Origin of the sequence: Agreia sp. Leaf210, assembly GCF_001421485.1 — a bacterium.
In the GTDB taxonomy this organism is placed as follows: domain Bacteria; phylum Actinomycetota; class Actinomycetes; order Actinomycetales; family Microbacteriaceae; genus Agreia.
Genome location: NZ_LMKK01000004.1, coordinates 386,165 through 410,157 on the forward strand (window position 1 = coordinate 386,165; position 23,993 = coordinate 410,157).

The 23,993-nt window shown below is 67.5% G+C and carries 23 protein-coding genes; 12 read left to right on the plus strand and 11 right to left on the minus strand.

Annotation, left to right across the window (positions count from 1 at the left end; genetic code table 11):
* Positions 1-5: 5 nt before the first annotated feature.
* Positions 6-386: a hypothetical protein gene (locus ASE64_RS16405; RefSeq protein WP_055783010.1), complete on the minus strand. Its 381-nt coding sequence runs from the start codon at positions 384-386 to the stop codon at positions 6-8.
* Positions 387-476: 90 nt separating this feature from the next.
* On the opposite strand from ASE64_RS16405, the gene ASE64_RS16410 reads away from it, so the two are divergent.
* The 6 genes from ASE64_RS16410 to ASE64_RS16435 all read left to right on the plus strand — a co-directional run bounded on the left by ASE64_RS16410 (position 477) and on the right by ASE64_RS16435 (position 9,208).
* Positions 477-1,499, plus strand: coding sequence for a LacI family DNA-binding transcriptional regulator (locus tag ASE64_RS16410; protein WP_055783013.1), 1,023 nt, complete (start codon positions 477-479; stop codon positions 1,497-1,499).
* Between the two features lie 199 nt (positions 1,500-1,698).
* On the plus strand, positions 1,699-4,572 hold the full coding sequence (locus ASE64_RS16415; RefSeq protein ID WP_200920261.1) for a family 43 glycosylhydrolase: 2,874 nt from the start codon (positions 1,699-1,701) through the stop codon (positions 4,570-4,572).
* 39 nt (positions 4,573-4,611) lie between these two features.
* Positions 4,612-7,050: a family 43 glycosylhydrolase gene (locus tag ASE64_RS16420; protein WP_082466456.1), complete on the plus strand. Its 2,439-nt coding sequence runs from the start codon at positions 4,612-4,614 to the stop codon at positions 7,048-7,050.
* Positions 7,043-7,663: a hypothetical protein gene (locus tag ASE64_RS16425; RefSeq protein ID WP_156352025.1), complete on the plus strand. Its 621-nt coding sequence runs from the start codon at positions 7,043-7,045 to the stop codon at positions 7,661-7,663. The genes ASE64_RS16420 and ASE64_RS16425 overlap by 8 nt, the downstream gene beginning before the upstream one ends.
* Before the next feature lie 100 nt (positions 7,664-7,763).
* Positions 7,764-8,831, plus strand: a complete 1,068-nt coding sequence (locus ASE64_RS16430; protein ID WP_055783019.1) for a COG1470 family protein — start codon at positions 7,764-7,766, stop codon at positions 8,829-8,831.
* Positions 8,828-9,208 (plus strand): hypothetical protein, encoded by a 381-nt coding sequence (locus tag ASE64_RS16435; RefSeq protein ID WP_146077625.1) that lies wholly within the window; start codon positions 8,828-8,830, stop codon positions 9,206-9,208. The genes ASE64_RS16430 and ASE64_RS16435 overlap by 4 nt, the downstream gene beginning before the upstream one ends.
* Before the next feature lie 21 nt (positions 9,209-9,229).
* On the opposite strand, the gene nadE is transcribed toward ASE64_RS16435, so the two are convergent.
* Both nadE and ASE64_RS16445 read right to left on the minus strand, forming a co-directional pair.
* The gene (gene nadE, locus ASE64_RS16440; RefSeq protein ID WP_055783025.1) at positions 9,230-10,051 is read right to left on the minus strand and encodes an ammonia-dependent NAD(+) synthetase; all 822 of its coding nucleotides are present in this window, start codon (positions 10,049-10,051) and stop codon (positions 9,230-9,232) included.
* 51 nt (positions 10,052-10,102) lie between these two features.
* Entirely contained in the window at positions 10,103-10,513 is a 411-nt protein-coding gene (locus tag ASE64_RS16445; RefSeq protein WP_055783028.1) for a YbjQ family protein, read from the minus strand.
* A 48-nt stretch (positions 10,514-10,561) separates the two neighbouring features.
* Between ASE64_RS16445 and ASE64_RS16450 the strand changes: the two genes are divergently transcribed.
* Positions 10,562-11,425, plus strand: coding sequence for an aminodeoxychorismate lyase (locus ASE64_RS16450; protein WP_055783031.1), 864 nt, complete (start codon positions 10,562-10,564; stop codon positions 11,423-11,425).
* 130 nt (positions 11,426-11,555) lie between these two features.
* Positions 11,556-11,867, plus strand: a complete 312-nt coding sequence (locus ASE64_RS17830) for a hypothetical protein (protein WP_055783032.1) — start codon at positions 11,556-11,558, stop codon at positions 11,865-11,867.
* 72 nt (positions 11,868-11,939) lie between these two features.
* On the opposite strand, the gene ASE64_RS16460 is transcribed toward ASE64_RS17830, so the two are convergent.
* Positions 11,940-13,346 (minus strand): aminotransferase-like domain-containing protein, encoded by a 1,407-nt coding sequence (locus ASE64_RS16460; protein ID WP_055783035.1) that lies wholly within the window; start codon positions 13,344-13,346, stop codon positions 11,940-11,942.
* A gap of 67 nt (positions 13,347-13,413) precedes the next feature.
* Between ASE64_RS16460 and ASE64_RS16465 the strand changes: the two genes are divergently transcribed.
* Positions 13,414-14,307 (plus strand): DMT family transporter, encoded by an 894-nt coding sequence (locus ASE64_RS16465; protein WP_235480668.1) that lies wholly within the window; start codon positions 13,414-13,416, stop codon positions 14,305-14,307.
* A gap of 75 nt (positions 14,308-14,382) precedes the next feature.
* The gene (locus ASE64_RS16470; RefSeq protein WP_055783041.1) at positions 14,383-15,393 is read left to right on the plus strand and encodes an endonuclease/exonuclease/phosphatase family protein; all 1,011 of its coding nucleotides are present in this window, start codon (positions 14,383-14,385) and stop codon (positions 15,391-15,393) included.
* A gap of 61 nt (positions 15,394-15,454) precedes the next feature.
* Here ASE64_RS16470 and ASE64_RS16475 read toward each other — a convergent pair whose 3' ends face one another.
* Both ASE64_RS16475 and ASE64_RS16480 read right to left on the minus strand, forming a co-directional pair.
* A complete protein-coding gene (locus tag ASE64_RS16475) occupies positions 15,455-16,126 on the minus strand; it encodes an HAD hydrolase-like protein (protein WP_055783044.1) in 672 nt (223 codons plus the stop codon).
* Positions 16,127-16,165: 39 nt separating this feature from the next.
* Complete coding sequence (locus ASE64_RS16480; RefSeq protein WP_055783047.1) at positions 16,166-18,076, minus strand: serine hydrolase domain-containing protein; 1,911 nt, start codon at positions 18,074-18,076, stop codon at positions 16,166-16,168.
* A gap of 189 nt (positions 18,077-18,265) precedes the next feature.
* Between ASE64_RS16480 and ASE64_RS16485 the strand changes: the two genes are divergently transcribed.
* The gene (locus tag ASE64_RS16485; protein ID WP_442853846.1) at positions 18,266-19,486 is read left to right on the plus strand and encodes an SLC13 family permease; all 1,221 of its coding nucleotides are present in this window, start codon (positions 18,266-18,268) and stop codon (positions 19,484-19,486) included.
* A 73-nt stretch (positions 19,487-19,559) separates the two neighbouring features.
* A complete protein-coding gene (locus ASE64_RS16490) occupies positions 19,560-21,503 on the plus strand; it encodes an amino acid transporter (protein WP_235480669.1) in 1,944 nt (647 codons plus the stop codon).
* A gap of 44 nt (positions 21,504-21,547) precedes the next feature.
* Here ASE64_RS16490 and ASE64_RS16495 read toward each other — a convergent pair whose 3' ends face one another.
* From ASE64_RS16495 to ASE64_RS16515, 5 genes are read right to left on the minus strand one after another with little or no spacing between them, the layout of a single operon-like run.
* On the minus strand, positions 21,548-21,874 hold the full coding sequence (locus ASE64_RS16495; protein ID WP_055783052.1) for a hypothetical protein: 327 nt from the start codon (positions 21,872-21,874) through the stop codon (positions 21,548-21,550).
* Positions 21,875-21,910: 36 nt separating this feature from the next.
* Positions 21,911-22,309, minus strand: a complete 399-nt coding sequence (locus ASE64_RS16500) for a hypothetical protein (protein WP_055783055.1) — start codon at positions 22,307-22,309, stop codon at positions 21,911-21,913.
* Positions 22,310-22,342: 33 nt separating this feature from the next.
* Positions 22,343-22,765, minus strand: coding sequence for an SseB family protein (locus tag ASE64_RS16505; RefSeq protein WP_055783058.1), 423 nt, complete (start codon positions 22,763-22,765; stop codon positions 22,343-22,345).
* Between the two features lie 9 nt (positions 22,766-22,774).
* A complete protein-coding gene (gene nucS, locus ASE64_RS16510) occupies positions 22,775-23,470 on the minus strand; it encodes an endonuclease NucS (protein ID WP_055783061.1) in 696 nt (231 codons plus the stop codon).
* Positions 23,471-23,505: 35 nt separating this feature from the next.
* The gene (locus ASE64_RS16515; RefSeq protein WP_055783064.1) at positions 23,506-23,991 is read right to left on the minus strand and encodes a hypothetical protein; all 486 of its coding nucleotides are present in this window, start codon (positions 23,989-23,991) and stop codon (positions 23,506-23,508) included.
* Positions 23,992-23,993: the final 2 nt, after the last annotated feature.

Genomic DNA, 23,993 nt, shown 5'->3' on the forward strand with positions numbered 1-23,993 from the left:
GAGGCCTAGTTGGCGATGCTCGAGGTCAGGACGCCGGCATTCGTGAGCGCCGTGCCGACAGCGTGAGATGTCGCCTCGAACGCCGTCGCGGTCTTCGACGCACCGATCGCGCCGCCCTTCAGTGCGCCGACCGCGAGGTCGCGCGCGAGGCGAGCGACGAGCTGGCCGCGCTCGTCGACGAAGAACTGCGTGTCGAAGGCCATGTGAAGCTTCTTGCCCGCGAGTCCTCCCCAGAGAACGGTGGCGGCGGTGCTGCCGCGCACGGCGTGGAATCCGCCGTCGGTGTTCATGGTGATCGTGAAGCCCTCGGCGGTGAGCGCGTCGCCGATGATGGTCTTCGCAGCGTTGTGATCGCCGGAGATGAAGAAGTCGTAACTGGATGCCATGCACTGACAATAGCGGCACGACGAGTCCGATCCAGCGATGCCCTGGCGGTAAAGTCGAGTGTCTCCACTCCGCGGAGAATGGAAGCAGCGATGGACGTGAGCGATCAGCCCGGCAAGACCGGTATCCGTCTCGTCGCATCCCTCGCCGGGGTGTCGCACATGACCGTGTCACGGGTGCTCAACGGCCACACGAATATACGGCCGGCCACCCGCCAGCGGGTGCTCGATGTGATCAGCGAGCTCAACTTCACCCCGAGCACGGCCGCGCGGGCGCTGGCCACTCACCGCTCGAGGCAGATCGGCGTGGTCGTGGAGAGCGCGGTCGAGTACGGCCCGATGAGCACCATTCGTGCCATCGAGGAGGCAGCCCGAGACATGGGCTACACGCTGACGACGGCGACGAGCCATCGCGGCAAGTTGACGCCGACTCAGTCCGTGGAACATCTGCTGGCACAGGGAGTGGACGCTCTCTGCATGATCGCCCCGCGCACATCGTCGCTGGTCGCTCTGCGGCAGATGGCCATCGCCGTGCCGGTTCTCGTGATCAAATCGACCGCAGACCGTACCTTTCTCACGGCCGGGGTGGACCAGGTTCTGGGTACGAATCTCCTGGTCGACCACCTCGCCGAGCTCGGGCACCGCGACATCCTGCACATCTCGGGTCCGCTCGACTGGTCTGATGCTCAGTCGCGGTTGCGAGCGTTCCATGCTCGCATTCGCGCTCTGGGCCTGCCGAAACGGCCTCACGTGGTGGGGGACTGGACGGCGGATACGGGGTACGAGTTCGCCCGTGCCCTCACCGGCATGCCCGACTACACGGCGATCTTCGCCGCGAACGACGACATGGCGCTCGGCGTCATGCACGGTTTGCACGACCGCGGCATCGCTGTGCCGCATGATGTCAGCGTGGTCGGGTTCGACGATCTACCCACCTCACGGCACCTGCGCCCGCCACTCACCACCGTCGAGCAGGACTTCACGGCGCTCGGCGTGAAGGCGCTGGAGCTTCTGCATTCGGCACTGGAGTCCGAGGTGTCGGCCAGGCATGTGAAAATCCCCAGTCGCCTCGTGGTGCGCGAGTCGACCGCGCCGCCGCGCTCTGCCGCGCTGTAGCGCGGGCCGATCGACTTGATCGACACGCGCTTCTGGGTGCCGCGCTTGTGAGCGCTAACAAAAGTTTCTGTGATTTGCTTGACCGTCTTCGAGTGTTCCCGGTAACATCCTGACGAAGGCCACCCCCGCTCGGGGGTAACGCCTGGTTCCTGGTTCGCGCTCTGCGACAGATCCGTCTCGCCACAGCAAAGGAGCTGGAATGAGATCGTCATTCTCGATGTCGTCGCTCGTCGTGACGCCTAGGCCCGGCGCGGTTATTGTTACCGCTCTCATCGCCATCGCCATGGTGGCAGTCAGCCTGGTGGAGTCGCCGATGAGCGCGCGGGCAGACGATGGATGGAATCCCCCCGGTTCCTTCACGTCGACAGACAAGGGCGACGGCACGTACTCGGTGCCCCTGTTCAACGCGGATGTTCCCGATGTCAGCGTCGAGATGGTGCCGGCAGCAGAGAACGACGAGGGCCGTGACCTGTACTACATGATCAGTACAACGATGCACCTGAGCCCGGGGGCTCCGATCATGAAGTCGTACGATCTCGTCAACTGGGAGACGGTGAACTATGTCTTCGACCGCGCCAGCATCGGAGACTCATTCTCGTTGCGTAACGGCCAGACGTCGTACGGCCAGGGCCAGTGGGCCTCGTCGCTGCGCTACCACGAGGGTCGGTTCTACGTGGCGTTCAATACCAACAACCTGGGCGGGTCGTACATCTACTCGACCGACGACATCGACAGCGGGTCGTGGGGCAAGGTCGCGCTGGGCCGGGCCTTTCACGACCCGTCACTCTTCTTCGACGAGAACGACGGAGGCACCCCCTACATCTTCTATGGCTCGGGTTCGACGAGCGCGGTGAAGCTGAATAGCGACCTCACCGAGGTCGTCGCGGAGTACTCCGACATCCTCCGTCCCGCCGATTACCCGGGTTCGAGCTATCTCGGCGGGCTCTTCGAGGGCGCTCAGGTGCAGTACATCGATGGCTACTACTACGTGGTCATCATCACCTGGCCGCCCGGGCAGGGCCGCCAGGTCGTGCTGTTCCGTTCCGAGGATCTACTCGGCCGCTACGCCACCGCAGATGGGAGCAATCCTTACGAAGCGCGTGGCGTGCTGAATTCCAACGGCTTCGCTCAGGGCAGTCTCGTTCCCATCAACCGAGCCGACGGCACCACCGACTGGCACGGCATGTTCTTTCGCGACACCTTCCCGACGGGGCGTGTGCCGGCGCTCATTCCCGCTACCTGGAGCGATGGTTGGCCTACCTTCGGCGACAACGGCTCCGTTCCGGTGAACGGCCTCTTCGAGAAGCCCATCCGGCTGACGCCTGAAGAGGAGCTTTTCGAGCGGCAGAAGAGCCTCGTGGTGTCGGATGACTTCGACAACGACGCGCCAGATCGCGCCTACCAGCACGAAGATTGGACCATTCCCGCCGGGCCGACCTTCGACGAGTCCCTGCTCGGTGTCGAACTCATGCAGAACCCCGGCTTCGAATCCGCCGAGGTCACGCCCTGGGGCAGCCAGTATGGCGCCGTCGTGGCGACCAGCACAGACGCAGCATCCGGCGCATCCGCTCTTTCGGTGACCAACCGCACGCTGAACGGGTCGGGGCCCAACCAGGTGCTCACGAATACCCTGCAGCGGGGCATCACCTACATCGTCTCGGCAAAGGTGAAGTACTCCGGCGCCCCCTCGAACATCCAGTTCAACCTCACGGCCGACTGGGGCTCCGGGGTGCAGACGATGGTGTCGAAGTCGGTTCCGGTCGGCGAATGGACCGAGGTGGTGGGCACCTACACGATGCCGCAGACAGCCAACGTCGCCTCGGTGAAGTTCGCCATCGAGACACCGTGGGCCCAGCCCCAGCCCGCCTCCTCCTCGGTCAGCTACCTCGTCGACGACGTCTCGATCGTCGGTCAGCAGGTGACGGTGGAGCAGCCGAGTGCCGAAGAGATCGAGCCCAACGGCTCGCGCCTCGACCTGCCGTGGGAATGGAACCACGCCCCGGACAACCGATACTGGTCGCTTACCGACCGCGACGGTTGGCTACGGCTGACCGCGGGCAAGGTCGTCACCGGCGGCTACACGCACTCCAAGCTCGCCGACAAGGCCGAGCTCGCGTGGTTCGAAGAGGCTCGCAACACCCTGTCGCAGCGCACCTTCGGCCCGCGCCAGTCGGTGGAGACGAGTCTCGACATCGCCGAGATGCACGACGGTGACGTCGCGGGTCTCGCGGCCTACAACCGAGGGTTCTCGTACGTCGCCGTGAAGCGTGTCGACGGGGTCAACACCGTGGGTGTGGTCAACCGGGTGCAGCCCTTCACCGCCTCCGTCGACCAGGCTGCCGTCGAAGCATTCGTGCCGGGAAGCTCGGTGGTCCTCGGCGATAACACGGTCGTGCACCTCAAGTCCGATCTCGACTTGACGACGAACGGCCAGCTGTGGACGACGTTCTACTACAGCCTCGACGGACGCGAGTGGAATGCCCTAGGTGATCGAGTCGGCCCGCAGAGCCTCGACGGCAGCCTGGCCCACTTCATGGGCCACCGTGTCGGACTCTTCACCTACGCCACCCAGTCAACGGGAGGCCACGTCGACTTCGACGACTTCCTGCTGAGCGACACGCTGACGGCACAGAATCTGCCTCTCGACACGAATGATCTCGATGCCGCCATCGCCCACGCCTCGACACTGGATGCGACCGACTACCCCGCCGAGGCATGGAACCTCATGCAGACGGTGCTGCAGAAGGCGACGGATGCGCACGCTTCGGGCTTCGGATCGCAGAACCAGATCGATGCTCCCGAGCGCGCTCTGAGCTACGAACTCGCAAAGCTCGGAACGCTCACAGCGGCACCCGCTCCCACACTCGACCTCGCGGTCGTCGCTGGTTCGCGGTGTGCTGCGGGCAAGGCGCTGCTGACGGTTCAGGTGACGAACAACGATGAGGTGCCGGTGAAGCTGGTGATCGAGTCGGCTTACGGGTCGAAGACGATCGCTGCCGTGGCGCCGACGAAGAACGGCCAGCCTGTGAGCACCGTGGTGCCGGCGGCATACGACGCCAAGCCCTGCGGCTGAGAACCAGCACAACCAACGTCCAGCAATCAAGGAGGATAAATGGAACAGCTCGTGCACAACCGGTGGAGACGCCGGTCGAAGATAGGACTCGCGGGGATGGCCCTCGCGGCCCTTCTCGCGTCGTCGTTCTCGGCAAGTGCCTCATTCGCCGCGGATCAGGAACTGATCGTGAACGGCGGGTTCGAAAGCGGAACCGCCAATTGGATCGTGAACAACGGCAACGCGACCGACGGCGGCACCCTCGCCACGACCCCGGATGCGACCACGGGAGCCGCCGCGGCCCTGATCACCGGTCGACTCACCACCGGCTCCGGTCCACTGCAGGACCTCACCGGCAAGGTGCAGGCGGGCCAGACCTATACGGTCAAGGCACGCATCAAGTACGAGAACGCCGCATCGCCCGCGACGAAGCAGTTCTTCGCGACCATGCACTACGGCGGAAGCACGTACACGAACCTCGGCAGCGTCACCGCGACGAAGGGCGAATGGGCGACACTCAGCGCCAACTTCACCATCCCGACTGCTCAGAGCGTCGGCACCGCCAGGCTGTTCTTCGAGACCCCCTGGGTCGCCGGAGCCACGGCCACGGCTGAGCCGGCCACGCACCTGATGGACTTCAAGGTCGATGACGTCTCACTCGTCGGTGCCGCTCCGCCCGCGCCCCCCTCGAAGACCATCGAGGTTGTCGGCAAGAACCCGGGAGAGCACAACCCCGTGATCTCTCACAAGTTCGGCGCCGACGCGTTCGGCTTCGTCGACAACGGTCGCGTCTACGTCTACATGACCAACGACACCCAGGGCTACGCTCCCGACCCGACGACCGGCGTCTCGCCGCAGATCAACTACGGCAGCATCAACCAGATCACCGTGGTCTCGTCTGAGGACCTCGTGAACTGGACCGACCACGGCGAGATCCAGGTCGCCGGTCCGAACGGAGTGGCTCCGTTCACGACCAACTCCTGGGCGCCGGGCATGGCCAAGAAGACGGTCGACGGCGTCGACAAGTACTTCCTGTACTACGCCAACGGCGGAGGCTCGAGCAACGTGCTCACCGGCTCCTCGCCGATCGGGCCGTGGGTCAGCGAGCGCACCAGCACACTGATCAACAGCAGCACCCCTGGAGCTCAGGGCGTCAACTGGCTGTTCGACCCGGCTCCGCTGGTCGATGACGACGGCCAGGCCTACCTCTACTTCGGTGGTGGCCCCGCCTCGACGAGCCTTCCGGCAGCCGAGCGCTTCAACAACCCGAAGAACATCCGAGCCATCAAGCTCGGAGACGACATGGTGTCGACCGTCGGCGAAGCCGTCGTTGTGGACGCGCCGGTCGCCTTCGAGGCGGCGCAGGTGTTCAAGCGCAACGACAAGTACTACCTGTCGTACTCGTCGCACTTCGGTGGCAACGACTTCGGAGGCAACCAGACCGCTCTTCCCGGCTACCCGGGTGGCGGCCAGATCGGTTACCTGATGTCGGACGACCCGATGGTCTGGGACAAGAGCACCTACCAGGGTGTGCTGTTCCCGAACCAGAGCCAGTTCTTCGGAGCGGGTACGGGCGGCAACAACCACCAGTCGGTGTTCGAGCTCGATGGCAAGTACTACTTCACGTACCACGCACCGACGCTCAACAAGCGCATCAACGGCAACACCACGCAGGGGTACCGCAGCACCCACATCCAGGAGCTGACCTTCAACGAAGACGGAACCATCCAGCAGGTCGTCGGCGACTACGCCGGTGCCGATCAGATCAAGAACCTCGATCCGTACACCGTTCTCGAGGCCGAGACCATCGCCTACCAGCAGGGTCTCGCCACGAAGAAGATCGACGGCGGTTCGACGCAGTTCGGAACGGACGCGCCGAACCTCGTGCTCGACGACGTCGACAACGGCGACTGGACCTCTCTCTCCGCGGCCGACTTCGGTGACACCGGAGCCGGCTCGGTGACGGCGAAGGTCAAGGCGCTCGTGGCCGGCGGCACGATCGAGGTGCGTCTCGACGACCGTGCCTCCGACGTGATCGCCACCATCGACGTCGACTCGCCCGTCGGCGAGTGGAGCGAGGTGTCGACCGAGCTCGAGGGAGTCACGGGAGTGCACGATGTGTACTTCACCTTCACCGGTCCGGCCGGACAGAACCTCGCCGAGGTCGACACCTGGTCGTTCACCCAGGCGGCCGCTGCGCCGGTACTGGATGTCGTGGCGTCTGCTGGTTCGCGGTGTGCGGCGGGCAAGGCTCTGCTGACTGTTCAGGTGACGAACAACGATGAGGTGCCGGTGAAGCTGGTGATCGAGTCGGCTTACGGGTCGAAGACGATCGCTGCCGTGGCGCCGACGAAGAACGGTCGTACGACGCCAAGCCCTGCGGCTGATCCACCCGCGCGCGGGGCGGCCGGACTCCCGGGCTCGGCCGCCCCGCGTCATCCTCATAGCTCTTACCCCTGCACCATCTGCATCGAACGAAATGGAACCCACAATGCGTAAACGAGAATTCGCCGCCCGAACCTCGGCGGTGGTCGTCGGAACCCTGCTGCTGACCGGCCTCGCCGGCGCCGCCGCGGCCGAAGAGGTCGGAAGCGACGATGTCGATGTGAAAGTCGAGATCGCCGAGATCGAAGGCCCCGGAGTGCTCGCCATGAGCGTCGGCGGCACATCGACGACTCTCACCGAAACGGGCTCGACCGAGCTGGTGCGTCAGTTCACCGGAACTCTGCCGACGGTCACGGTCACCGACACCCGCGCCGCCGAGGACATCCCGGCCGATATCGGATGGTACGTGCTCGGCTCCTCCACGGACTTCGTGGGAGACGCCGGCCAGGCACCCATCGGAGCCGAGTATCTGGGCTGGATCCCCGCCCTCATCGATGGCGGCGAATCCGGCCTGGTCGCCGAGGGCGACCCGGTCGACACCGCCATCGACGGAGGAGAGGACGGCGTGGGTCTCGTCGATCAGGAGCTGCTCGCGCTCGCCATCGACTCCGGCGCCATCGCAAGCGAGGGCCAGTGGACGGCCAACGCCAACCTGTTCCTGCGCACCCCCGCGACGGTCGCGCCGGGCAGCTACAGCTCGACTCTGACCCTGTCTCTGTTCGAGTAGTCACCCGAGCGGGACTGCGCGCCCCCAACAGCGCAGTCCCGCTCGGTCTCGTCATCGGCTGCACCGCCCCATTCGCCCCAGTATTCGAGGTCTCCCTCCCGTGAAACCCAGAGAAACCGCACCCGGCGCCCGTCTCGCATCCGCCCTCGCAGCCCTCGCCGTCGCATCCGGCCTGGCGCTGACCGGCGCGGGGTCGGCCGCCGCCGCTCCTGCCGCGACGGACACCGCCGAGCCCACGATCACGTGGTCCGTGACTCCCGCCGATGCCGCCGGCCCCGACGGCCGGTCATGGATGGAGCTCGAGGGAGACCCGGGCCAGACCATCGACGAGCATCTCGCGGTGCGCAACCTCGGCACGACCGAGGTGACCTTCGCTCTCAACGCCGCCGACGGGTACTTCACGTCCAAGGGGCGGTTCAACATGCTTCCGCACGGCACCGAGTCGGTCGACGCCGGCACGTGGGTCGCAGTTCAGGAGAACGTCACCGTGGCGCCAGGCGGCATGGCCGTCGTTCCCGTCGCCGTCACCATCCCCGAGAACGCCACACCGGGCGATCACGCGGCCGGGCTCGCCGCCTCGATCTTCTCGAAGGGCACAGACGGAGGAGCCTCGGTGGGCGTCGAGAGCAGGGTGGGCTTTCGGGTTCTGACCAGGGTGACCGGAGAGATCGCGCCGTCGTTGGCCGTCGTCTCGAGCGCCGCCACGTACCGCTCGTCGTGGAACCCCTTCGAGCCCGGTTCGACCCGAATCGGCTACACGCTCGAGAACACGGGCAATGCGCGACTCTCGGTGAGCGGCTCGACCGTCGCCGGGGGCGTTCGTCTGCCGGATGCCTCTGGCGAGGCCGCCGCCCCCGTGGAACTGCTGCCGGGTGATCGCCGCACCTTCCAGCTCGAGGTGCCGGGTGCCTGGCCCGTGGGCCTGCTGAGCTACCCGCTCACCGTCGAACAGTCGGTGATCCTGCCGAACGAGGCCAGCGAACCCGCTGCCGCCCTGCAGCAGGACATCGAGGTATGGGCGATCCCGTGGTCGCAGCTGGTCGTATTACTGGCGGTGCTGCTCATCGTGGGCGGCCTGCTGTGGGGCCGGATGCGCCGCAAGCGTCAGATGCAGAAGCTGCTCGAAGCTGCTCGAGAAGAAGGTAGAAGATCGGTGGTCACCTCATGAACGATTCACGCGCGACGACACGGGCCTCGAGAGGCTCCCGGATGCTGCTGCTCGGCTCGCTGACGCTGGCCATCGTGGCGGGTCCCGCGCCTCTCGCCGCGATGGCTGCAGGCATCGACGACGACGGGGTCGGCGTGCGCGTGGAGATCACGCCGCGGCCGGGGGAGACGACCACGCCGAGTAGCCCCGGCGGGCCGGGCGGGTCCGGCGCCGGGTCGGGATCCGGCTCCGGCGAGGGCGGATCTGGCGGGTCGGGTCAGCTGTCGTCGACCGGCTTCGACGGGCTCGGGCTGCTCGCCGCCACGGGCCTCGGTGTCGGCCTGGCGGGCGGCATCCTCACCCTTGTCGGCCGCCGCCGGCGAGCGGATGGCGCCTGACATCGGAGAACGAGGGGGGCGTTACTTCCACCACGAGTCGGCCGGGCCGACGGGCAGGGCGCGCTTGTGGGCCGTCGCCGCGTAGCGGGCGATGATGGCGTCAGCCACGCGGTCTTCGACGTCTTTGCCTTCGAGGAAGTCGTCGATGTCGGAGTAGCTGAGCCCGAGATTCGCCTCGTCTGTCTGACCCGGGGTGTTGTCGAGCAGATCGGCCGTCGGGGCCTTGAGATAGAGCCGCTCGGGCGCATCCAGTGCTTCGAGCAGCGCCCGCCCCTGCCTCTTCGAGAGGCCGGAGAGCGGAAGCACATCGGCTCCGCCGTCGCCGAACTTCGTGAAAAATCCGGTCACCGCCTCGGCGGCGTGGTCGGTGCCGACGACCAGCAGACCGGCGTCGCCCGCGATGGCGTACTGAGCGATCATGCGGGTGCGCGCCTTGACGTTGCCCTTGTTGAAGTCGGTGATCGGAGTTCCGACCGCGTCGGCGAACTCGGCGGCGATGCCGTCGACACCGCGCTTGATGTCGAAGGTGACGACTCGCTCGGGCTTGATGAAGCTCAGCGCCAGCTGGGCGTCGTCTTCATCGGCCTGCACACCGTAGGGCAGACGCACGGCGATGAACGTCGCTTCGACACCCTCGCCCTGGAGCCTCTCGACGGCGAGTTGACACAACCGGCCGGCGAGAGACGAGTCCTGGCCGCCGCTGATGCCGAGCACGAGGCCCTTGGCGCCCGTTCGACGCAGGTAGTCCACGAGAAAAGAGGTACGGCGTTCGACCTCGGCCGTGGCGTCGATCGTGGGCAAGACGGTGAGGGCCTCGATGATGTGGGCCTGTTCTTCGCGCATGATGACAAAACTACGCCGAACTATGCAGCGATGCCTCTCAATTCGGGCAGGTCACGCCTGATCTGCTGCGGGCGGGGTCTGGGCACCCGCGGCGGACTCGACGAGGTACGCGGACTGACCCGTGGCGCCGGCCTCGCCGCGACCGAGCGGAATGGCGAAGACGGCGGTTCCGTAAGCGCAGACCTCTGTCCAGTTCGTGCCCATCTCCGACGTGTCGAAGCGCATGGCGACGATGGCGTTCGCCCCCTTGCTCTCGGCCTCGACGACCATGCGGTGCATGACCTCCTGGCGGCTCTCGTAGAGAGCCTTGGTCATCTCGGGAAGCTCGCCGCCTCCGAGGGCGCGAAAGCTGGCGGTGAACTGCGCGCCGATATCGCGTGATCTCACGGTGAGGCCCATGACCTCGCCGAAGACGGCATCGATGCGGTGGCCCGGAATCTCATTGGTTGTCACGACGATCATGGCTCGATGCTAGCCCCGGCCGTCGCCGGGTGCGAGTAGCTTCTTGGTATGAGTTCGTCGCGCCCCGTCCTGTTTCTCGTCTCTGCCGATTCCGGATGCGTGAGGGCCGATCCCGACGCGCCGCACGTTTCCGTCATGGACCTCGGGGTGACTCGCGGCGATGGCATCTTCGAGACCATCAGCGTGTGCGACGGCCGCGCCCAGGCGCTCGAGGCGCATCTCGACCGCTTCGCCAGGTCTGCCCGGCTCCTCGATCTGCCCGAGCCCGACCTCGGCCTCTACCGCACGGCGATACTCGCCGCGATCGAGGCCCACGATGACCTCGCCGAGCTCTACGTGAAGACCGTGCTGACCCGAGGAATCGAGGGTACGGGTGTTCCGACCGGCTGGGTCTACGCCGCGGCGGCGGCCGACTTCACGAGCGCGCGCACCGAAGGCATCCGGGTCGTCACCCTCGATCGTGGGCTGAGGCACGATGTGGCGCAGACGTCGCCGTGGCTGCTCCAGGGCGCCAAGACCCTGTCGTACGCGATCAACCGCGCGGCGCTGCGCGAGGCCGAGCGCCGCGACGCCGACGACGTGATCTTCACCTCGAGCGACGGCTTCGTTCTCGAAGGCCCCACGGCGAACGTCATCCTGAGAAAAGGCGACACGCTCCTGACCCCTCGGACAGATCAGGGCATTCTCCCCGGTACAACCCAGGCAAGCGTCTTCGAGTTCGCGCAAGCTGAGGGCATGAACACGGAGTACGCGATCATCCCGGTCGCCGACCTCCTCTCGGCAGACGCGCTGTGGCTGGTGTCGAGCGTGCGACAGGCCGCGCCGATCAACAGGCTCGACGGCGCGGAGCGCTCGATCGACGTGGAGCTCACCGCCCAGATCACGTCGTACCTGCTCGGTCGCCGAGACTGACAGGGCCGCCGCTACCTCCGGGGGAGTGCGCGAGGTGCATCCCGCGGGAGGATTCCGTTTGCGGAGGATCGGAGGAGTATCTATCTCAGCGGCCAGAACGGCCGCCCACGATCCCAGAACGGAACACACCATGACTCACAACTTCGATGAGGGCCACGAGCCCGAGACAGACAACAACAGCAATTCAGATCGCCGCGGCCAGCGCCCCGGCTTCCCGTTCGGCGGACCCGGCTTCGGCGGGCGCGGCGGCCACTTCGGCCCGCGCGGCTTCCGCGGCGGCCGAGGACTCGGCGGGCACCTCGGCGAGGTCGTTCTCGCGGAGCGCTTCGCGCGTGGCGAGATCGACGCGGCCGAATACCGGGAGCGCGTCGCCGTGCTCCGCGAGGTGCAGGCCGAAGGTCGGGCAGCTCACGAGGAGGCCCGCAAGCCGCGCGACGCGTAGCGGCATCCGCGCCGGTTAGGCGTATCGGCGCCCGGTCGACCAGCAGCGGATGCGCCGAAAGGGCGCGGATGCTCAGCGACCAGCGAGCTGCGCCGCCACCGTCTCCATCGCTTCGGCGAACTGCTCGGGCCTCGCGCCCGAGTAGTTGAGACGGATGAACGCGCCGGTCGGCTCGGCCGGAAACCAGTCGGCGCCAGGCGCGACCATCACGCCGGCGTTCCGGCTGCGCTCGACCAGACCCGAGACATCCACGTTGTCGGCGAGACGCACCCACAGGTTGAGCCCGCCGCGCGGCACGAACGTCAGCGCGTCGGGCCCGAGATGCGCCTTGACCTGGCGGGCCAACTCGTCGCGGCGATCGCGCAGCTGGGAACGCAACCGGACGAGGTGGCCGCGCCATCCTGGATCGCGCAGCACATCGACGGCTGCCGATTGCAGCACGCCGCTCACATAGAGGTCGTCGACGGTTCGATCGGCCTGGATGCGCGCCAGCGCCGGCCCCCGCGCGATGACGGCGCCGACCCGCAACGACGGGCTGAGGCTCTTGGTCAGCGAGCGGATGTACACGACGTGCCCGTCGGCATCCTCGGCGAGCAGGGGCAGAACGTCGCCTTCGATGGCGAAGTCGTGCGCCCAATCGTCTTCGATGAGATACGCGCCCCGCGCCCTGACGACCGACATGATGTCTCGGCGCTCCTCGGTGTTCCACTGGGCACCGGTCGGGTTCGCGAAGTGCGGCTGCGCGTAGAACAGGCGCGCCCCGCTCGCCGCGAACGCCTCGTCGAGGTCTGCCGCCGACGGTGCGCGCGATCCCCGCGCCACCGGAATGATGCGCAAGCCGGCCTGCCGCGCGGCGGCGATCGCACCCCAGTAGGTGGGCGACTCGACCACGACCGCATCGCCGGGGGCCGCGAGGGCGCGAAAGATCGAGGCGAGTGCGCTCTGGCCGCCAGGTGTGATCATGACGTCGTCGCTCGAGACGGGGGCCGGCGCGGATGCTCCGACCGGTGCGATCTCCGCGGCGAACCAGCTGCGCAGCTCGGGCAGGCCGTCGACCGGCCCTCGGCTCAGAGCGGATGCCCCGCGCGAGGCACGCACGAGGGCCGCGCGCACGAGACGACCCGGAAGCAGCTCTTCTGTGGGATAGCCCGAGTGCATCGCGATGACAGACGGGCCGACCGCGGCCATGGCCGTGCCGACGGCAGACGTGTCGACGCGGGGCGCGCCGAGGGCGGTGGTCTGCCACGCGAAGTCGGCCTGCCGTACGGCACGCGGTCGTGCCACGAAGCTGCCTGCCCCGGGGCGCGTCTCGATGAGGCCCTCGCCGACCAGACGCCGCACCGCGCGCTGAACAGTCACGGGGCTCGCGGCGTGCTCGGCGACGAGAGCGCGCGTCGAGGGCAAGCGTGAGCCCGCCGGCCGAGACTCGACGAGTCGGCGCAGGTGACGCTCGATCGTCGAAGTGCTATCGTCGCTCATGAGTAGAGACAGTAGCGCTACCACCTCGTCTGCACCAGCGCTATCGACGGTTGCAGGTCGCACGCGGATGACGCGGGCCGGACTCGTGTTCGGGTTTGTCGGCGTGCTCGCGTTCTCGTTCACGCTGCCGTTCACGCGCATCGCGGTCGAACAGATCGACCCGCTCTTCATCGGCGCCGGGCGTGCCGTCGTGGCGGCCGCCCTCGCCGCACTCGTGCTCGCCGCTACTCGGCAGCGCCTGCCCAAAGGCGCTCAGTGGCTGCGTCTGTGCGTCGTCGTGATCGGAGTCGTGGTGGGGTTCCCGCTGCTCACGAGCTTCGCGTTGCAGACCGTTCCCGCCGCTCACGGCGCCGTGGTCATCGGCCTGCTGCCCGCCGCGACGGCCATCGCGGCGGTGATCCGCGCGAAAGAGCGGCCATCCATCACCTTCTGGGTCGCGTCGGGCGCGGGCGTCGCGTCTGTGATCGCGTTCATCGCGCTCGCGGGCGGGGGCGGCGGCCTCGAAGGGCTGCATCCGAGCGACCTGCTGCTGCTCGGCGCGGTGGTGCTCGCCGCAGTCGGCTACGCCGAGGGCGCCCTGCTCTCTCGCGAACTCGGCTCGTGGCAGACGATCTGCTGGGCGCTCGTGGTGGCGCTGCCGGCGATGATTCCGCTGACGGCCGTCTCGGTCACGACTCATGGCTGGCCTCAGGCGGATGCGTCGCACTGGCTGGCGTTCGGGTACCTCGCGCTGGTGAGCATGTTCCTGGGATTCTTCGCCTGGTATCGAGGCCTTGCCACCGGGCCGATCGCCCAGGTCAGCCAGATTCAGCTCGTGCAGCCGGTGCTCACGATCGTCTGGTCGGCGCTGATCGTGGGCGAGCGCCTCGACCTGTTGGTGTGGCTCGGCGCCCTCGTGGTGGTGGTGTGCGCGGCAGCGGCGGTGCGTGCCCGCGTCGCGTCGAGCACCCGCGCCGGTTAGGCGCATCGGCGCCCGGTCGACCGGCAGCGGATGCTCCGAGAAGGCGCGGATACTCAGCCGGTAGGGTCGGGCGTCATGTGGGGTCGCATTGTTCTGCTCGTGGGCTGCGCTGCGGCGGCGCTGCTCGTCAGTGCGCCGGGGCTGTTCTCGCTGCAACGCCAGCTCGTCTTCGCGCAGCTGATCGCGTTCCGCGGGATGCTCGCGATCGGCTTCCTGGTGCTCGGTCTCGTCGGCGCGCTGCTGTTCTGGATGCTGCGGCGCCGGGCCCGCACGACGCGCGCGGTCATCGGTGGGCTGGCCGCGATCGCACTGCTCGCGGCGGGGGCAAACGTCACCGTTCAGGCCAGCAGAGGGTTCGGTGCAGACGCGACTTCGGGCTTCGCGACCGATGCGATCGACCCCGCCACGAGCATCCGCATTCTCACCTGGAACACCTACGACACCGTGTCGGCCGACGACATCGCGCGCGTGGCTGTCGGCGAGGGTGCCACGGTGCTGACGCTGCCCGAGACCTCGCGCGAGACCGCCGAGGCCGTGGGTCGAGCCATGGATGCGGCGGGTCGGCCGATGCAGGTCTTCGCCGCCGAGCGCGGCGATCCCTCGGCGACCCCGCCGACGGCGCTGCTCGTGTCGGAGGAGCTCGGCGAGTACGAGGTCACCGACGAACTCGGCGACACGGGCGCTATGCCGAGCGTCGTCGCGCGGCCCGCCGACGGAACCGGGCCGGTGATCGCCGCGGCGCATCCGATGCCGCCGCTGCCATCGATCATGTCGTCGTGGCGCAGCGACGTCGACTGGGTGCTGTCGTTCTGCGATCAGCCCGAGCTCGTTCTCGGGGGAGACCTGAATGCGACGCTCGATCACCTCGGCCCGCTGGGCGGATGCTCGGACGCGCTCACCGAGGCGGGCGGCGGCGCCGAAGGCAGCTGGCCCACCTCGCTGCCGCCGCTTCTCGCGGCCCCGATCGACCACGTGCTCACGACGGGCGGCTGGAGCGCTGTCGAGGCGCACGTGCTGAGCACCGAAGACGCGGCCGGCAGCGATCACCGCCCGGTGGTGGCGACCCTGCGCATCCGCGCCGGTTAGGTGCATCGGCGCCCGGTCGACCAGCAGCGGATGCTCCGAAGAGGAGCGGATATGGGGCGTGCTAGAGCAGTTGCGCGCGCAGCTGGTCCATGGAGTGCACCACATGGATGGCGCCGGCCGCCTCGGCGGGGGAGCCGTAGCCCCACTCCACCATGATCGTGGGGATGCCGTGCTCGGCCGCGCCCTCGATGTCGTGATGGCGGTCGCCCACCAGAACCATGTTCGAGAGATCGACGTTCTCTGCACGCAGGCGCACGAGAGCCTCGGCGACCACGTCGGCCTTGGCGCTGCGGGTCTCGTCTTCGCTCGAGCCGGTGATGGTCGCGAAGAGGTCGGCGATGCCGAGGTGCTGCAGAATGCGCACGGCCTGCACCTCTGATTTCGAGGTCGTGATGGCGAGGGGGATGCCCGCCGCGTGGATCTCGCGCAGGATCCCGAGGATTCCGGGGTAGACCACGCTGTCGCCCTCGGGCCCGTCTGTGGCGGCGAGTCCCCGGTACACGACGAGCGCCTCCTGCGCTCCCGCCGCGTCGATGTCGGCGACCGCGCGGAAGCCGTCGAGAATGGGCGGACCCACGAACTTGACGAGCTCGGTGGGCGGCGGCACGGGGTGGCCGAGAGCCTCGAGAGTGCGCGCCAGCCGGTTCAGGATGCCGGGGGCCGAGTCGGTGATCGTGCCGTCGAGATCGAACAGGATCGTCGACCAGGGCTTGGAAGGGGCGTGGCTAGTCATCGCAGACATCCTATTGGGAGGCCCTCGGTATTCATGGCTCTAGTAGCTGACGCTGGGCGACAGCAGCCCTCCGACGATGGCCACGTAGCCGATGCCGATGAACGCGACGGCCGAGAGAACGGCGAAGGCGATCGAGGCCCAACGACGCGCGCCCGTATTGCCTGCGCGGTTCACGTATCGCCGAACGACGAGCCAGATGGCCGGAACCGCCCCCGCCGCCGCCAGTGCGGTCATGATCTGAGCGCCGCGGAACACGAACTCGCCAGGCGGCGGCGAGTCGGTGAGAAGGGCGTCGGCGACGATGGCCCAGAGGATTCCGGCTATGACGAGGGCGACTCGGGCTCCCGTCGCGCCCCGGCTGAGACGCGTGTCGAGACGGTCCCCCGGTCGACGCACGCCGTAGTAACGACGGATGCCCGCCGCCACCGGGGTCGAGACCAGGCCGATGAGCAGAACCAGAAGCGAGAAGGCGATCACCGGCAACAGGATCGACTGGAAGGCCGGCATCGGAAGGAGGGTGAACGCCGGGTTCAAGCCCACGGCGACCGGGATGCCGTCGGCGTGATCGACGGCGATGCGCCGCTGTCCGTCGACCTCCTGCCACACCCACGGTTCGACCTCGGTGAATCGGGTCAGGGTTCCATCGGGATCGGCGACCGCCGAGAAGGTGGTTTCGCCGTTCGGGGTCGAGGAGATCGTGACTGCGGAGAGAAGGAAGAAGAGCCGGGCGAACGTGGATTCGCTTCGTCGCGAGACGAGGTAGTCACCCGAGATGGCGGCTCCGTGATCTGCGGCGGTAGGCAGCGACACGGGCGGGGTGCGCTCGTCGGCGAAGTACCGATCCGCGAAGCCATCCATCACCATCTCTCTGATGACGGTGCTCGAGTCGCCTGCCCGACCGGTGCTGTTGAGCGCGACGAAGATGCCGGCGTCATCGTCGGGGTAGAGCTGAAGGTCGGCGTGGAAGGCGGTCAGATCGCCCGCGTGCTCGAGGATGCGATGCCCATTGCGGTTCTGTTCGAAGAGCCCCAGAGTCATTCTCGGTCCGGAGGCGAGGGTTCCCAGCGAGGTCTCATCGAGAGCGGGGCTGTGCATCGTCGTCAGCGCCTCTGTAGAGAGCACGACTCGGTCGGAGTCGGGATGCCCGAGCTGCATCAGCATCAGTGCGCTCATGTCCGAGGCCGTCGCGCTGATGGCACCCGCCGGAGCCGGGCCCACCATCTCGAACGGCACGTCGCTCGATCCCGTGGCCGTGTAGCCCTTCGACATGCTCGGCAGGGCCTCCGCACTCAGAGGCTGATCCAGCGTCGCGGTGCGCATGCCCGATGGTTCGAAGATCTGAGACTCGACGTAGTCGGCATAGGGCTGCTGGGCGACCCGTTGCACGATGTAGCCGGCCAGGGCGTTCGAGTAGTTCGAGTACGAGGGCGTCGTGCCCGGCTCGTAGATCTGCACGGGAATGTCTGTCGACACGACGTCGCGCAGATCGGGTGCTGGCTGGTCGGGGTCGCCGATGACGCCCGCGATCACGTCTTCGAAGCCGGCCGTGTGCGACAGCAGGTGCCGTGTGGTGACCGGGGCCTCGAACGTGACGGGCAGGTCGAAATCGAGGTAGTCCTGCACCGGGCGATCCAGATCGAGGGCGCCCCGCTCGACGAGTTGCATCACGGCCGTCGCGGTGACCACCTTCGAGACCGATCCGATACGGAACAGCGTCGTCGCCGCATCCACCTTCTGCGGCTCACGCTCGCCCGACCCGCTGTCTGCCGCCCCGTAGCCACGCTCGGTCACGACCCGACCGTCGTGCACGACCGAGACGACGGCTCCTGCCACGCCCTCCCGCTTCAGCGCGGCGGGAACCAGGCCATCGAGCCACGCATCGACATCGGCGGCGACGAGATCGCCCGTCTCGGCGGAGAGCCGCGGGGAGGTCGGTGTCGCCGCACGCACCGGATGGGTCGCGATCGTCGAGACGGGAGCAGCGGCGAGCAGGCCGACGAGAACAAGGTTGAGGGCACGCCGAAGAATGGTGATGCTCCGTATCGGTGAAGGGGTACGAGTCGAATGACGTCCCCCACTGTAGTGAAACCCGTAAACACGCTCGCTCTCTTGTCAGCAATCGAGTCATATACTCGCGACATCGAACAGCATTCCTCGGCCGCGTCGGATTCCGCCTCCACGCCCTCGCCCCCCGGTCGTCGCGGTCTCATCGTCGTCGTCTCTCTTCTGGCGGCGTCGTTCGTGGTGATCGCCACGGGCATCCTGCCGTGGCGCGACACACTGGTGCTCGCTGACCGGGTCGTGCCCGTGCTCGGCTTCGTGGCCGCGATCACGATCGTCACCGAGCTCGCCGCCGAGGCCGGGGTCTTCTCGGCGCTCGCCGGCCGTCTGGCGCGCTGGGGCCGCGGCCGCCGCATCCTGCTCTGGCTCTTCGTGCTGGCGCTCGCGGTGGTCTCCACGATCTTCCTCTCGCTCGACACCACGGCGGTGCTTGTGACCCCCGTCGTCGTGCTGCTCGCTCTGCACGCCGGCCTGCCGCCGCTGCCCTTCGCACTCGCGACGGTGTGGCTGGCCAACACGGCGTCACTGCTGCTGCCGGTCTCGAACCTCACGAATCTGCTCGCCGAGGGGCGAATGGATGTCGGTGGCCCGGCGGGATTCGCGGCCCTCGTCGCGGCTCCTGCCGCCGTCGGCATCCTGGTGCCGGTCATCGTGCTCAGCCTCATGTTCCGCAGAGAGCTGCGCGGGCGCTACTCGGCGCCGCCGGTCGAGCGCGCTCCCGATCGCACACTGCTGCTCGTGAGCGCGATCGTGGTCGCCGCGCTGCTTCCTCTGCTGGTATCTGGCCTGCCCGTCTGGATTCCGGCCGCCGCCGCGGCCGTGGTGATCGTCGTGCTGTTCGGCATCCGGCGCCCCGGCGCCCTCAGCCTGAAGCTCGTGCCGTGGCAGCCTCTGGGAATCGCGGCGGGGCTCTTCGTGCTCGTCGAGACGGCCCACGCGCGTGGGCTCACCGCCTTCATCTCGAACATCGGCGGAAACGGAACGGATCTGCTGAGCCTGCTGCAGCTGTCTGCCCTCGGCACGGTCTCGTCGAACGCGATCAACAACCTGCCCGCCTACCTGGTTCTCGAGCCGATCGGTCACTCACCCGTGCGGCTCGCGGCGCTGCTCATCGGCGTGAACCTCGGCCCGCTGGTCACCCCGTGGGCCTCGCTGGCGACCCTGCTCTGGCACCAGAAGATCACCTCTCTCGGGGTGACGCTGTCGTGGCCGAAGTTCATGCTGGCGGGTCTCGGCGTGGTGCTGCTGACGGTGCCGCTGGCGACGGTGGCCCTGTGGCTGACCACGGGCATGCGTTAGGAATTCGTTAGGACTGCAGTGATGCTGTGCATCTGAGTGAATCCGCGTCAGCAGAACCATGCAAGCTGTACTCATGACGACTACTCCTGCGCGGCGGCGCGGCTTCGGGGCCTGGCTTCTCGACGGCCTGGCTGACGACTCGGGCGCGCACCAGGGCCCGCACGCCGCGAAGATCGAGAAGACGCACTCGTGGTGGCGCGTGATGTGCCTCACCGGAGTCGACTACTTCTCGACCCTCGGCTACCAGCCGGCGATCGCCGCCGTCGCCGCGGGCCTGCTCTCTCCCTTCGCCACGGTCGTGCTCGTGCTGCTGACCCTGTTCGGGGCGCTGCCCGTCTACAGGCGAGTCGCCCGCGAGAGCTTCCGGGGCGAGGGATCGATCGCCATGCTCGAGCGCCTGCTTCCGTGGTGGGGCGGCAAGCTCTTCGTGCTCGTGCTGTTGGGCTTCGCGGTCACCGACTTCATGATCACGATCACGCTGTCGGCCGCGGATGCGACGGCGCACGCCGTGGAGAATCCGTTCGCGCCGAGCTGGTTCCACGGCAACGAGGTCGTGATCACGCTCGTTCTCGTGGCGCTGCTCGCCGCCGTCTTCCTGCGCGGCTTCAAAGAGGCGATCAACATCGCCGTGGTGCTGGTCGCGGTGTTCCTCGTGCTCAACGCCATCGTCATCGCCGTGTCGATCGGGCACGTGGCCGAGAACGCTGTGGTGATCACCGACTGGTGGGCGGCGCTCACCGCTCAACACGGCAACCCTGTCGTGATGGTCGGCATCGCCCTCATCGTCTTCCCGAAGCTCGCGCTCGGCCTCTCCGGCTTCGAGACCGGTGTCGCGGTCATGCCGCAGATCTCGGGAAAGCCCGGCGACACCGAGGCCGACCCGGCCGGTCGCATCCGGGGCGCGCAGCGACTGCTCACGACGGCCGCGATCATCATGTCGACGTTCCTCATCACGTCGAGCATCGTGACGACATTCCTGATTCCCCAAGAGAAGTTCAAGGCGGGCGGCGAGGCAAACGGGCGTGCCCTCGCGTACCTCGCGCACGAATATCTGGGGCCTGCGTTCGGCACGGCCTACGACATCAGCACCATCTGCATCCTGTGGTTTGCGGGCGCCTCGGCGATGGCCGGCCTGCTCAATCTGGTTCCTCGCTACCTGCCGCGCTACGGAATGGCGCCGCAGTGGGCGCGCGCCGTGCGGCCGATGGTGATCGTCTTCACGCTGATCGCGTTCGTGATCACGATCGTGTTCCAGGCGAACGTGGATGCGCAGGGTGGCGCGTACGCGACCGGCGTGCTGGTGCTCATCACCTCGGCATCCGTGGCCGTGACCCTCTCTGCCCTGCACAAGAAGCAGCGCAAGCGCACGTTCGGATTCGGCGCGATCGCCGTGGTCTTCGTCTACACGACCATCACGAATGTCTTCGAGCGGCCCGATGGCGTGCGCATCGCGGCGCTGTTCATCCTCGGCATCCTCGTGGTCTCGATCGTGTCGCGGGTGCAGCGCTCGTTCCAGCTGCGCGCGACCAGCGTCACGTTGGACGAAAGGGCGCAGGACTTCGTGCTGGCCGACGCGGATGCCTACGACCAGGTTCTCATCGTCGCCAACGAGCCGGACGACGGCAGCGCGAGCGAGTATCGACAGAAGATCTCAGAGGAGCGACGAGACAGCGGAATCCCGTCGCGACGGCCCGTGATCTTTCTCGAGGTGTACCCGACCGACTCGTCGAACTTCGAGGAGGACCTGGAGGTGCGCGGCGTCGTCAAGCACGGAAACCGGGTGCTCGAGGTTCGCAGCGGCAACATTCCGAACACGATCGCCACGGTGCTGCTCTCCATCCGCGATCTGACGGGGACTGTGCCCGACATCTACTTCGAGTGGACCGAGGGGAACCCCATCTCGAACATGTTCAAGTACCTCATCACGGGTGGCGGCGAGGTTGCGCCCGTGACCCGCGAGGTGCTGCGCCGGGCCGAGCCGAAGCGCACGCGCCGCCCCGACGTGCACGTGAGCTAGGGCTCGTTGATCGAGTCCGCGGTGCAGAGTCGGCGCGCCTGACGCTAGAACGTCGGGCGGCTCGCCGCCGATACGAGCACGGCCGCGACCACGGCGGCGATCGAGACCCCGAGAGCCGTCGCCCACATCCGACGCGACACGACTCGCCGGATGGCGACGAGCAGGAACGCGAGGAGCACCACGACCGCGAGACCGGCCACCACGGTGCCGACGACGGCCGGCTCGAACACGGCCACCTGCTTGGTGGCGACGCCGGTTTCGTCGGGTGCGCTGTACCAGGTCACGCCGATCTGGCTTGCAGTCACGACGAGGGCGAACCCCGCGATCAGGATCAGGCCGGACGCGGTGACGATGCGCTGCACGCGGGACATGGACTCAGTATGCATGGCTAGAGCGGATACGCCGGGTCAGGCGAGTCCGAGCAGCGTCATCGGGAGACCGCCGAAGAGGAACAGCGGAACCGGAAAGACGACCGCGGCGATGCCGCCGATGAGGCTCCTCCTCGCAGCCAGTGTTCCCAGACCGGTGGCGCCCGCGGCCTCCGGAGTCGACGCCCAGCGCAGCCCGCGCCGCGCAAAGACGATGGCGCGGATCGCGAAGTACCAGATCACCGGAATGCAGATGAACACGAACGGCGCGAGCACGAGTTGGCCGTCTTCTCGAAGCAGATAGAGCGGCGCCCACAGCACGACGAACCCGATGGCGGAGAGGGCCCCGGCGAGAGTGGCGTTGACGGTGGCGACCCGTGCCGCGCTGTTGACGAGCGGTTTCGGAAGCAGCTTGAGCGCGCTCTTGTCTGGTTCCATGAAAGTGACTCTACCGACGCGCGCTTCGTAGGCTCAGGGAGCGGGAGTAGCCAGCGCCTCGTCGACGAAGCTACGCTTCACGATGACCTGACGGCTGCCCGGGTCGAACTGCACGGCGACGATGTCGGCGGTCTGCACGATAGCCAGAGCGTCGCGGGCGGCGAGGATCGTGCCCTGCACCTCGGCGCGCTCCGCCTCGGGCACCGCGAGGCCGAGCTCGGCCAGGCTCGTGAACAGGGGCAGCACCAGCTGGCCGTCTGTGGAGGTGAGCGTGCGCACACGCGGGCCGGACTCGGGAGTCGAGCCCGTCACATCCACGACCAACCCGCCCGACGTCGCGAGCGAGAGGACCTTCTGGATGCCGGCCACGCTCGGTTCGGCCTCGAAGGCTCCGAGGGCGTCGCGCACGGCGGTGTTGACGTAGCTGCGGGGAAAGGGAATGGGGCGCTTTGCCATAGGTGGCTCCTAGAAGAGTCGGGAGTCGCTGTCGTCGAGGCCGCGCATGGCGTCGTAGTCGAGCACAACGCAGCGGATGCCGCGGTCTTGCGCGAGGGTACGGGCCTGCGGCTTGATCTCCTGCGCCGCGAAGACTCCCTGCACGGGCGAGAGGTGGGGGTCGCGGTTCATGAGCTCGAGGTAGCGGGTGAGCTGTTCGACGCCATCGATGTCGCCGCGGCGCTTGATCTCGACGGCCACGGCCGCCCCGCCAGAGTCGCGGGCCAGGATGTCGACGGGCCCGATGGCGGTCATGTATTCGCGGCGAACGAGCGTGTGCCCGTCGCCCAGCAGGGTGATCTGCTCTGCGAGCAGCTTCTGCAGATGCGCCTCGACTCCGTCTTTCTGCAGGCCGGGGTCGATGCCGAGTTCGTGCGACGAGTCGTGCAGCACGTCGTAGATGCTCACGACCAGAACGTCGTCGGTCTTCTTCTGAGTGACCTTCCAGAGCTGGGTGATGCCGGCATCCTTCTGCACGTCATCGGGCTCGTCGAAGGTGATGTAGCACGGTGGGCTCATCCAGTTGAGCGGCTTGTAAGATCCGCCGTCGGAGTGCACCAAGATCGATCCGTCGCTCTTCAGCATCAGGAGTCGGGTGGCCAGCGGCAGGTGCGCGCTCAGGCGGCCTGCGTAGTCGACGGAACAGTTCGCAATGACGAGACGCACCCGTCGAGTGTAGCCGCGCCCTGTCGAGCCTCTCGTCAGACGCGAACGCGAAGGGCCGTGACGAAGGTGGGAATGGTGACGATGACCTGCACGAGAAGGGCCAGAACCAGCACGGCTGTGATCTCGTCGAGTGGCCACCACGACTGGCCCATCAGCACGGTCGCGAGGCAGGCGAGGAGTGACGCCGTAGCGAGAGCCCAGTACGAGCGCGAGAAGATCTCTCCCCGCAGCTGAGCCTGGCGCTCGTCGAGAACCTCGGGCGAGAGCTCTTCGACTCCGCGGGTCGACGCCTTGAGGGCGCCGAGCAGCATGACGCCAGCGAAGATGACCACGACCATGACGCCGATGAACACACCGATCGGCATGAGGCCGACAGTGAAGAAGGCCGCTATCTCGACGATGAACACACCGATGAGGGCGGCGGCGAGAGCGCGTCGCGCCTTCGGGTTGCGCAGCTTCTCCATCGACGGGTCGTCGAGGCGGGCCGCGCGGCGTTCCTGGTAGCTGTTCGTGGGGGACATGG

Excerpts from the sequence above, each read along its gene's own strand:
- ASE64_RS16460 (WP_055783035.1), bottom strand. The coding sequence starts at position 13,346 with ATGAGCGACGATAGCACTTCGACGATCGAGCGTCACCTGCGCCGACTC.
- ASE64_RS17830 (WP_055783032.1), top strand. The coding sequence starts at position 11,556 with ATGACTCACAACTTCGATGAGGGCCACGAGCCCGAGACAGACAACAAC.
- ASE64_RS16405 (WP_055783010.1), bottom strand. The coding sequence starts at position 386 with ATGGCATCCAGTTACGACTTCTTCATCTCCGGCGATCACAACGCTGCG.
- ASE64_RS16410 (WP_055783013.1), top strand. The coding sequence starts at position 477 with ATGGACGTGAGCGATCAGCCCGGCAAGACCGGTATCCGTCTCGTCGCA.
- ASE64_RS16470 (WP_055783041.1), top strand. The coding sequence starts at position 14,383 with ATGTGGGGTCGCATTGTTCTGCTCGTGGGCTGCGCTGCGGCGGCGCTG.
- ASE64_RS16490 (WP_235480669.1), top strand. The coding sequence starts at position 19,560 with ATGACGACTACTCCTGCGCGGCGGCGCGGCTTCGGGGCCTGGCTTCTC.
- ASE64_RS16415 (WP_200920261.1), top strand. The coding sequence starts at position 1,699 with ATGAGATCGTCATTCTCGATGTCGTCGCTCGTCGTGACGCCTAGGCCC.
- ASE64_RS16425 (WP_156352025.1), top strand. The coding sequence starts at position 7,043 with ATGCGTAAACGAGAATTCGCCGCCCGAACCTCGGCGGTGGTCGTCGGA.
- nadE (WP_055783025.1), bottom strand. The coding sequence starts at position 10,051 with ATGCGCGAAGAACAGGCCCACATCATCGAGGCCCTCACCGTCTTGCCC.
- ASE64_RS16495 (WP_055783052.1), bottom strand. The coding sequence starts at position 21,874 with ATGTCCCGCGTGCAGCGCATCGTCACCGCGTCCGGCCTGATCCTGATC.
- ASE64_RS16500 (WP_055783055.1), bottom strand. The coding sequence starts at position 22,309 with ATGGAACCAGACAAGAGCGCGCTCAAGCTGCTTCCGAAACCGCTCGTC.
- ASE64_RS16465 (WP_235480668.1), top strand. The coding sequence starts at position 13,414 with ATGACGCGGGCCGGACTCGTGTTCGGGTTTGTCGGCGTGCTCGCGTTC.
- ASE64_RS16420 (WP_082466456.1), top strand. The coding sequence starts at position 4,612 with ATGGAACAGCTCGTGCACAACCGGTGGAGACGCCGGTCGAAGATAGGA.
- ASE64_RS16515 (WP_055783064.1), bottom strand. The coding sequence starts at position 23,991 with ATGTCCCCCACGAACAGCTACCAGGAACGCCGCGCGGCCCGCCTCGAC.
- ASE64_RS16505 (WP_055783058.1), bottom strand. The coding sequence starts at position 22,765 with ATGGCAAAGCGCCCCATTCCCTTTCCCCGCAGCTACGTCAACACCGCC.
- ASE64_RS16450 (WP_055783031.1), top strand. The coding sequence starts at position 10,562 with ATGAGTTCGTCGCGCCCCGTCCTGTTTCTCGTCTCTGCCGATTCCGGA.
- ASE64_RS16435 (WP_146077625.1), top strand. The coding sequence starts at position 8,828 with ATGAACGATTCACGCGCGACGACACGGGCCTCGAGAGGCTCCCGGATG.
- ASE64_RS16445 (WP_055783028.1), bottom strand. The coding sequence starts at position 10,513 with ATGATCGTCGTGACAACCAATGAGATTCCGGGCCACCGCATCGATGCC.
- ASE64_RS16475 (WP_055783044.1), bottom strand. The coding sequence starts at position 16,126 with ATGACTAGCCACGCCCCTTCCAAGCCCTGGTCGACGATCCTGTTCGAT.